Below are 8978 nucleotides of genomic sequence, written 5' to 3'. Positions count from 1 at the left end.
GCGCAGGGCTGGCCGCCGTTCCGCCCCCCGCCCCGGCGGCCAGCCCTGCGCCGGCCGCCACCCCTGCGCCGCGCGTGCCGGTGCAGACCGACGTGCCGATCGCCGAATCGCTGCCGCCGCCGATCGCGGCGCGGCCCAAGCTGCCGGTCGACGACGAGCTGCTGAAGCTGTTGATCGACGCCTATGATGCGTCGAAGCGCGACGAGAAGGGCTATGTGAACCTGTCGGCGATGGGACAGCTGGCGGCCAACCGATCGAGCTTCGACGTGCGCAACTATGGCTACAAGAGATTGTCGGACCTGATCGAATCGGTCGCCAATTTCAAGCTGGAGCGCCGCGAAGGCGGCCAGTCGTACGTGAAGCGGGTCCGCTGATGCGCGCGCTGCTGATCGCCGCGGCGACGCTGGCCGCGCTGCCCGTCGCCCTGCCCGCTGCCGCGCAGACCCGCGTCGATCCGGCGCGGCTGTCCGCCGACGTCCGCACGCTCGCCTCCACCGACTTCGGCGGGCGGGCGCCGGGCACGCCGGGGGAGAAGAAGACGCTCGACTGGCTGGTCGCGCAGTTCAAGGCGATCGGGCTCGAACCCGGCGGCCCGGACGGCAAGTGGCTTCAACCCGTCCCGCTGATCCACACCCGCATCGCGCCCGATGCCTGGATGACGATCGGCGACACCCCGCTCAAACAGGGTCGCGACATCGCGGTGACGACGGTTCGCCCCGAGGATGCGATCGCGATCACCGCCTCGCCGATGGTCTTCGTCGGCTATGGCGTGTCCGCGCCGGAGGTCGGGTGGGACGATTTCAAGGGCGTCGACGTGAAGGGCAAGACGGTTGTCTTCCTCATCAACGATCCCGATTTCGAGGCGCAGGCCGGCGACGACGCCAAGGGCCGGTTCGGCGACCGGCGGATGACCTATTACGGCCGCTGGACCTACAAGTTCGAGGAAGCCGCGCGGCGCGGGGCGGCGGCGGCGCTGATCGTCCACGACACCGCCGGTGCGGGCTATCCGTGGTCGACGGTCAATGCGTCCAACGGGGAGAATTACGATATCGTGCGCGCACCCGGCGACGAGCGGGTGCCGTTGCAGGGGTGGATCGAGCATGACGCGGCCGACCGGCTGTTCGCCGCCGCCGGGCTGGACCTGAACGCGCTGCGGATCAAGGCGCGCTCGGCCGGTTTCCGCCCGGTCGAGATGGCGCCGCGCTTCACCGCCGTCGCGAAGGTGGCGGTGGAACGGATCGAGAGCGCCAATGTGCTCGCCAGGCTACCCGGCACGCGCCGCCCGGACGAAAGCGTGATGTTCGCGGCGCACTGGGACGCCTATGGCGAGGGGCCGGCGGATGCGTCGGGCAAGACGCTGCGCCCCGGTGCGAACGACGATGCGCTGGGTTTGGCGGGCGTGCTGGAACTGGCGCGGCTGTTCAAGGCCGGGCCGAAGCGCGACCGGACTTTGGTGTTCGCCGCCTGGACCGGCGAGGAGCGCGGGTTGCTGGGGTCCGAATATTACGCCGCGCACCCGGTCTATCCCGCGGCGACCACCGCGGCGAACCTGACGCTGGATATCCTGCAGACCGCCGGGCCGGCGAAGAATGTGGTGCTGGTGGGCGCGGGCCAGTCGTCGCTCGACGCGCTGCTGGCCGATGCGGCGCGGGCGCAGGGCCGCACGGTGACGCCCGAGACGTTCGGCGAGCGCGGGCTGTTCTATCGCGCCGACCATTTCTCGCTCGTCCGGCGCGGCGTGCCGTCGCTGCTGCTGATGGCGCTGGGCGGCGCATCGGACCTGCGCGCCGGCGGTCGCTCGGCGGGACAGAAGTGGCTGGACGACTACATGGCCTGCTACCACAAGACCTGCGACGCCTGGCACGCGGGCTGGAACCTGACGGGTGCGGCGCAGGACGTCGACCTGTTCCACGCGATCGGCGCACGGCTGGCGACAGCGGGCGTTTGGCCGACGTGGAGCGCGGGCAGCGAGTTCGTGGCGATCCGCGACAGGAGCGCGGCGCAGCGGAAGTAGCCGCTGTGGCGTTCGGCGAGCCGGTGACCGCGGCGACGGTGGCGGGACTGATAGTGGAAACCGCGCGGCTGTAACGCGCCGAGCGCGGTCACGACCCCGGGGACGGTTGGACGGCAGCACGGGCGGCGCGCAACGGCGCCCCGCCCGGCCCCGGATCAGCGGGTCAGTTTCTTGTACGCCAGCCGCGTCGGGCGATCGGCGGCGTCACCCATGCGACGGCGCTTGTCTTCCTCGTAGCTTTCGTAATTGCCCTCGAACCATTCGACGTGGCTGTCGCCCTCGAACGCCAGGATGTGCGTGCACAGGCGATCGAGGAAGAAGCGGTCGTGGCTGATGACCACGGCGCAGCCCGCGAACGTCTCCAGCGCCTCCTCGAGCGCGCGCAGCGTCTCGACGTCGAGGTCGTTGGTCGGTTCGTCGAGCAGCAGGACGTTGCCGCCCTCCTTCAGCATCTTGGCCATGTGGACGCGGTTGCGCTCACCGCCCGACAGCTGGCCGACCTTCTTCTGCTGGTCGGGCCCGCGGAAGTTGAACGCGCCGACATAGGCGCGCGTCCCGATCTCCTGCTTGCCGAAGCGGAAGACCTCCAGCTTGTCGGAGATTTCCTCCCACACGTTCTTGTTGGGATCCAGATCGTCGCGGCTCTGGTCGACATAGCCGAGCTTCACGGTCGAGCCGACCTCAATCGTCCCCGCGTCCGGCTGTTCCTGCCCGGTGATGAGCTTGAACAGCGTCGACTTGCCGGCGCCGTTGGGGCCGATCACGCCGACGATGCCGCCCGGCGGCAGCATGAAGTCGAGGTTCTCGAACAGCAATTTGTCGCCATAGGATTTGGTCAGCCCCTTGGCCTCAATCACCTTGCCGCCCAGCCGCTCCGGGATCTGGATCAGGATCTGCGCCTTGCCCGCGGCGCGGTTCTCCTGCTGCTCCATCAGCTGTTCGAAGTTGCGGATACGCGCCTTCGACTTGGTCTGGCGCGCCTTCGGGGTCTGGCGCATCCACGCCAGTTCGTCGGCGATCGCGCGCTGGCGCCCGGCCTCCTCGCGCTCTTCCTGCTCCAGCCGCTTGGCCTTCTTTTCCAGATAGCCGGAATAGTTCGATTCGTAGGTGTAGTAGCGCCCGCGATCGAGCTCGAGCACCCAGTTCACGACATTGTCCAGGAAGTAGCGGTCGTGGGTGACGAGGATGACGTTGCCGGCATATTCCTTGAGGAAATTCTCCAGCCACGCGACGCTTTCGGCGTCGAGGTGGTTGGTCGGTTCGTCGAGCAGCAGGATGTCGGGCTTTTCCAGCAGCAGCCGGCACAGCGCGACGCGGCGGCGTTCACCGCCCGACAGCTTGGTGACGTCGGCATCGCCCGGGGGACAGCGCAGCGCCTCCATCGCGACTTCCAGCTGGTTGTCGAGCGTCCAGCCGTCGACCGCGTCGATCCGCGCCTGGAGATCGCCCATCTCCTCCATCAGCGCGTCGAAATCGGTGTCGTCCGTGGGATCGCCCATCTCGGCCGAGATCGCGTTGAAGCGATCGACCAGATCGGCGATCGGGCGCACGCCGTCCTTGACGTTGCCCATCACGTCCTTCGACGGATCGAGCTGCGGTTCCTGCGCCAGATAACCGACGCGGACGCCCTCGGCGGGCCAGGCCTCGCCGGTGAAGTCGGTGTCGATCCCGGCCATCACCTTCATCAGCGTCGACTTGCCGGCGCCGTTCGGACCGATGATCGCGATCTTCGCGCCCGGAATGAACTGCAGGTGGATGTTGTTGAGGACGGGCTTGTTGGCGCCCGGGAAGGTCTTGGTCAGACCCTTCATGACATAGGTGTACTGGACGGCCATCTGGCGCGCATGCTCCGTGTTCGATGCGGTCGGCGGAAATTCCCCGCGCATCTAGGCGTGTCCCGACGCGTTGGCAAACCGCGCGATCACGGTTACGCCATGGCGCCATGACGTTTCGCCGGATCGCGGCCCGCGCCGCCTGCTCGCTCGCCCTGCCCCTTGCCCTGTCGGCCGCGCCGGCCTGGGCGCAGCGGACCGCCCCGCCCCCGGCCCCGCCGGTCGACCCCAAGGTGGCGGCGCTGCGCGATGCCGCGCTGAAGGACGATCTGGCCTATGCGATCATCGAGGGGCTGACCACCGAGGTGGGCCAGCGGCTGGCGGGCACCGAGGCGGAAGCGCGCGGCCGCGCATGGGGCGCGGCGAAGCTGAAGGCGCTGGGGTTCAGCAACGTGGCGATCGAAACCTATCAGATGCCGGTATGGGTGCGCGGCGAGGAGACGGCGGAGATCGTCGCCCCGGTGCCGCACAGGCTGCATCTGGCCGCGCTGGGCAATTCCGGATCGACAGGGCCGAAGGGGCTGACCGCCGAGGTGGCGGTGTTCCCGACCTATAACGATCTGGCGGCCGCGCCCGACGGCAGCCTGACGGGCAAGATCGCCTATGTCGGCAATGCCATGCAGCGGACGCAGGACGGTTCCGGCTATGGCGCGAACGGCCCGGCGCGGTTCGTCGGCCCCGCGCTGGCCGCGCGCAAGGGCGCGGCGGCGATTGTGATCCGCTCGATCGGCACCGATCACCACCGCCTGCCGCACACCGGCACCACCAACTTCGCCGAGGGTCAGGCGCCGATCCCCGCGGCGGCGCTGTCGGTCCCCGATGCCGAGCTGATCGAGCGGCTGGCGACGCGCGGCCAGCCGATCCGCTTGCGGCTGCTGCTGACGCCGCAGCAGACCGGCATGCACGAATCGGGGAATGTCATTGCCGAGGTCCCGGGGACCGACCCTGATGCGGGGATCGTCCTGATCGGCGGGCATCTCGACAGCTGGGATCTGGGCACCGGCGCGATCGACGACGCCAGCGGGCTGGCGATCACCACCGCCGCGGCCAAGCGCATCCTCGATTCGGGGATGCGCCCGCGCCGCACGATCCGTGTCGTATGGTTCGGCGCGGAGGAAGTCGGCGGGCCCGGCGGGCGCGACTATGCCCGCCGTCACGGCGGCGAGCGCCACGCGCTGGCGGCGGAAAGCGATTTCGGCGCCGACCGCGTGTGGCGGTTCGAAACCGCACTGCTCGACAGCGCGGCGGCGGTCGGTGCGCGCCTGGGCAGCGCTTTGGCACCGCTGGGAATCGTGCGCGGCAATGGCGTCGCGGGCGACGGGGCGGATATCGCGCCGATCATCCGCACCGGCGTGGCGGGCGTCGACCTGAACCAGTCGGGGCTGGATTATTTCGACGTCCACCATACCGCCGACGACGTGCTTGACCGCGTCGAGCCGGAGGCGCTGCGCCAGAATGTCGCGGCGTGGACCGCGATGCTGGCGATCGTCGCCAACGCGCCGGAGGCGATCGGCCCGGTCGTCCGGCCGAAATGACCCGCCCGAATCCGGTCGATCGGCGCCGTCCCGTGCCCGTTGCGGGACATTCGGTTCGTCGCAACCTTTCCCAAAGATGAATTTTGGCCATTGACCCCCGTATTCGGTAGGGTATTGCGGCGTTTCGCGACGGCGTTGGGGTCGGGCGCGATTGGTTTTTGATGCTTGGGAGCATTCCTATGAAGAAGATCCTGCTCGTTGCCGCCGCCGCCGGCCTGATGTCGGTTGCCGCCTGCTCGAAGACGGAAACCCCGGTCGAGAACAACGCCGACATGGTCGCCGACAACATGGACGCGATCGCCGACAACCTGGCGGACGTCTCGAACACCACCGCGAACCCGTTCGCGCAGGACAATGCCGAAGCGGCTGCCGAGAACATCCACGGCGCCGCGGACAACGTCCGTGAGGCTGGCGAGGAAGCTGCCGAGAACCACAAGTAAGCTGGTTTCCGACATCGGTTCGGAGGGGTGATGCGGCGCGCCGCCGTCCTGCTGGCGATCGTGGCCCCTTTGGGTGCCACGGCCTGCGGGTCGCCCTCCGAACCGGCGTCGGTCGGTAACAATGCCGAGATGATCGCCGACGCGCTGGAGCGCCGGGCCGACAATCTCGAGGCGATGGCCAGTGCCAGCGCCAATGACAGCGTCGCCGCCATGCTGGCCGGTGCCGCAGACAATCTGGACGATCCGGCGGATAACATCGCAGAGGCGGCGGGCAGCAACGCCCGGTGACGCTCCGGCAGCCCGTATCGTCATGACCATCAGGCGCCCGCGACGGCGCCTTTTTCATTGATGCAACCCGCTTGCGCCGGCCCCCGGCCGCGCCTAGCAACCGCATCCATGCGTCGGGGAGTGGCGCAGTCTGGTAGCGCGCCTGCTTTGGGAGCAGGATGTCGCAGGTTCGAATCCTGTCTCCCCGACCATCCGCATCTAAGTCGTTGATTTCACGTCGCCTAACTGGCGATCGGGAACCGTTGTACCCACGGCTGTACCCATCGCTGTACCCATTGGGGGTGACGGAATGGGATTACGGAACCTACGGCTGCGCGGCGGCAGCTATCATTGGCGACGCAAGATCACGGTGGCGGGCACGCACGTGCCCCTGTGCTTTTCCCTTCGAACGGGAAATTATAAACATGCGCGGTGTATGGCCGATCGCCTGAATGTGGCGGTCGAGGGGGTGCGCATGGCCTATGGCCAATCGACGGGGATGAGGCCGGATCAACTGAAGAAGGTGTTCAGCGATGCGCTGCGCTGGCAGTTGCAGCGCATCCTGGAAGATCAGGCAGGCACCACCGCGCCGGCCGATGATCACGCGTCGCTCAACACCCTCTATGCCGAGGCCTGGGGCTTTTTGGGCCGCCGCGGGGTCGGCGCGCAATGGACGCTGGACGAGCATGACCGCCTGATCGCGGCCGGCTGGTCGCCGGCGCACGCGAAGCAGGTCGCCGATCTGGTGTTCGAATTCCAGAACAATGACCCCGTCTCCAAGGCCCAGATCGACAGCTACACCACCGCGTTCGGCATCCTGCCGACGCAGGACAATGTCGCCCGTATGGGCAAGACGATCTGCGCCGCGCGGGCAGCCGCCTGCCGAGAAGCGACGGCGCTGCTGCCCGACACCGAAGACGAGACGGCCGCATGGGTAGACGACGCGTTGGCGGACGACGCGCCATTCGCCTTCGAGCAGATCGCGCCACAAGGCACGCGCCCTGCGCCTACAGAACCACTCTCGGATGACATCGTCACGCCGGCTCCGCCCCCGGCACCGCCGCCAAAGCCCGAGCGACCGAAACAACGCATTGTCGATGCGGCTGAGGACTGCATCGCCGCGTACGGCAAGGAGGGCGGCTGGGACACGGATTCGATCAAGCAGGTGCGGACCGCCATCCGCCTGTTCGATCACGCTTGCGGCGGCGACGCCTTCATCGAGGATCTGGACCAATCCCATGTTCGCGCCTTTACGAGCCTGTGTCGGGCATTGCCGAATCGCTGGGGCCGTACCCGTGAGGAACAGGCGGGTGGCATCGCCGCCAGCCTGGAGCGGGCGAAGGGCATGGACCTCGCGCAGATCGGTATCAGTCAGGTTACCATCAACAAGCATCTGACATGGGTCTCTGCCGTCCTGGTTCATGCGGCGGGCGAAGAGGATGATCCCAAGGCGCATCGACCGGCCAAGCCGCTGTCCTTCAAGGTTGCGCGGGCCGGCCTTGGCAAATCCGATCGCAAGCAGCGCAAGCGTGACCGGGACAAGCGTGCCAACTGGACCAAGCAGGAAGTCGCCACGCTGTTGTCCGCGCCGATCTGGACCGGGTGCGCCGGTATCGGCGGACGTTTCAAACCCGGAACCGAAATCTTCCACGACGCTTGGTACTGGCTGCCGTTGATGCTCCCACTGTATGGAGGTCGCAGTTCAGAGCTTGCCGGACTGGGCTTGGCCGAGGTGTTCGAACAAGACCCGATCCCCTATTTTCTGATCCAATATACCGAGGATCGCTCGCTCAAGAACATCCAGTCGATTCGACGGCTGCCGATCCATCCCGAACTGATCCGTTTGGGCTTTATCAACTATGTGAAGGCGATGCGCGCCGCAGGATCCACGATGCTGTTTCCGGAAATGCAGTCGCCGAACTCCACGACATTCGCCGGGACGTTCTACAAGTCCGTATTCAGGCCGTTGCGGGACTGGGCTTTCCCGGAAGGCACGTCATGGCGGCATCGCGTCGGCGGGGCATGGAAGGACAAGGACGTCCACAGCTTCCGCGGCTTGGCAACGACGACCATGAAAGGGCGTGTTCCCAGCGAAGTGCGATGCGACATCTTTGGCCATGAGGGCGAGACGGAAACCGCAAGGACCTATGACGAGGAAGCCGAGCTTTCCCTCAAGCTTGATGCCCTGAAGTTGCTGACGCCGCTGACCGCGCACATCCCAGCGATGCTCCCCATCCGGCTAAGGCCGCCCGAGCGACGGCAGCATCGTACGCGAGCCGCGAAGGTGCGGTTGAAGTGAGTGTCGGCATCTCGGCCGAGCCGCCATATTCGAGCAGGACCGCTATTATTTTCGAGCGGGTGTCCGAATTGGCTGGCTCGTCCGTATAGGGTGATAGCCTCCGACGGGATCCGTCAGGCGGCCTTTGCCCAGAGCGTGCACTGCGCGTCGTCATACTGGACGCCCGGCCGCATGACCTGCCGGGTCAGCCAGGCGCTGGCGCGTTCGATGCCCTCACTCAGATCGTCGGCGGGCTTGCCGTCGATGTGCACGATCTCCCGCGGACCGAGCCGGAAATGCCCGCGGACATGAGCCTGCGGCAGGATCAGCCCCCGGTTGCCCGACTTCGACAGCCATAGGCGGCAGCCGCTCTGGATGTGGCAACGGCCATCGCGCGGCAGGAACATCGTGATCCCGGTCAGCGCCGGGGTCGGACGGTCGCGATATTCGAGGTGCAGGACGTCGGCGTCGGTCTCGACCGCGTGACGGCCCATCTTGATCTGATCCTCGATCTCGAGCGGATCACCACCGGTGATGGCGACTCCGGGATTGAGCTTGCGTGTCAATCGGCGTCCAAAAAGGACCCCCTATCGGCGTCCAAAAGGGACCCCG

8 protein-coding genes and 1 tRNA gene are annotated in these 8978 nt (G+C 67.3%); 7 read left to right on the top strand and 2 right to left on the bottom strand.

Annotated elements, in window-relative coordinates:
* Both AX685_RS18055 and AX685_RS18050 read left to right on the top strand, forming a co-directional pair.
* The coding region (locus AX685_RS18055) for an OST-HTH/LOTUS domain-containing protein (RefSeq protein ID WP_197418691.1) at positions 1–374 on the top strand (374 nt) is incomplete at its 5' end.
* Positions 374–2014 carry a M28 family peptidase gene (locus AX685_RS18050; protein ID WP_066491118.1) on the top strand — a complete coding sequence of 547 codons (1641 nt, stop codon included), beginning with the start codon at positions 374–376 and terminating at the stop codon, positions 2012–2014. The genes AX685_RS18055 and AX685_RS18050, both read left to right, overlap by 1 nt.
* Before the next feature lie 155 nt (positions 2015–2169).
* Here the strand turns inward: AX685_RS18050 and ettA are convergent, their stop codons facing one another.
* Positions 2170–3849, bottom strand: coding sequence for an energy-dependent translational throttle protein EttA (ettA, locus tag AX685_RS18045; protein ID WP_066491120.1), 1680 nt, complete (start codon positions 3847–3849; stop codon positions 2170–2172).
* A 107-nt stretch (positions 3850–3956) separates the two neighbouring features.
* Here ettA and AX685_RS18040 point away from each other — a divergent pair, with 107 nt between their 5' ends.
* The 5 genes from AX685_RS18040 to AX685_RS18020 all read left to right on the top strand — a co-directional run bounded on the left by AX685_RS18040 (position 3957) and on the right by AX685_RS18020 (position 8387).
* Positions 3957–5381 carry a M20/M25/M40 family metallo-hydrolase gene (locus AX685_RS18040; RefSeq protein ID WP_066491117.1) on the top strand — a complete coding sequence of 475 codons (1425 nt, stop codon included), beginning with the start codon at positions 3957–3959 and terminating at the stop codon, positions 5379–5381.
* 179 nt (positions 5382–5560) lie between these two features.
* The gene (locus AX685_RS18035; RefSeq protein ID WP_066491116.1) at positions 5561–5821 is read left to right on the top strand and encodes a hypothetical protein; all 261 of its coding nucleotides are present in this window, start codon (positions 5561–5563) and stop codon (positions 5819–5821) included.
* A gap of 30 nt (positions 5822–5851) precedes the next feature.
* The gene (locus AX685_RS18030) at positions 5852–6109 is read left to right on the top strand and encodes a hypothetical protein (RefSeq protein ID WP_066491114.1); all 258 of its coding nucleotides are present in this window, start codon (positions 5852–5854) and stop codon (positions 6107–6109) included.
* A gap of 114 nt (positions 6110–6223) precedes the next feature.
* Positions 6224–6300 (top strand) — tRNA-Pro (locus tag AX685_RS18025).
* Between the two features lie 224 nt (positions 6301–6524).
* Entirely contained in the window at positions 6525–8387 is a 1863-nt protein-coding gene (locus AX685_RS18020) for a hypothetical protein (protein ID WP_066491113.1), read from the top strand.
* A 113-nt stretch (positions 8388–8500) separates the two neighbouring features.
* On the opposite strand, the gene AX685_RS18015 is transcribed toward AX685_RS18020, so the two are convergent.
* Positions 8501–8932 carry a hypothetical protein gene (locus tag AX685_RS18015; RefSeq protein WP_066491112.1) on the bottom strand — a complete coding sequence of 144 codons (432 nt, stop codon included), beginning with the start codon at positions 8930–8932 and terminating at the stop codon, positions 8501–8503.
* Between the last annotated feature and the right edge of the window lie 46 nt (positions 8933–8978).

The organism is Sphingomonas sp. CCH9-F2 (assembly GCF_001556735.1).
Classification (GTDB): Bacteria; Pseudomonadota; Alphaproteobacteria; order Sphingomonadales; family Sphingomonadaceae; genus Sphingomonas; species Sphingomonas ginsenosidimutans.
This window is presented reverse-complemented; position numbering and strand designations above follow the sequence as displayed.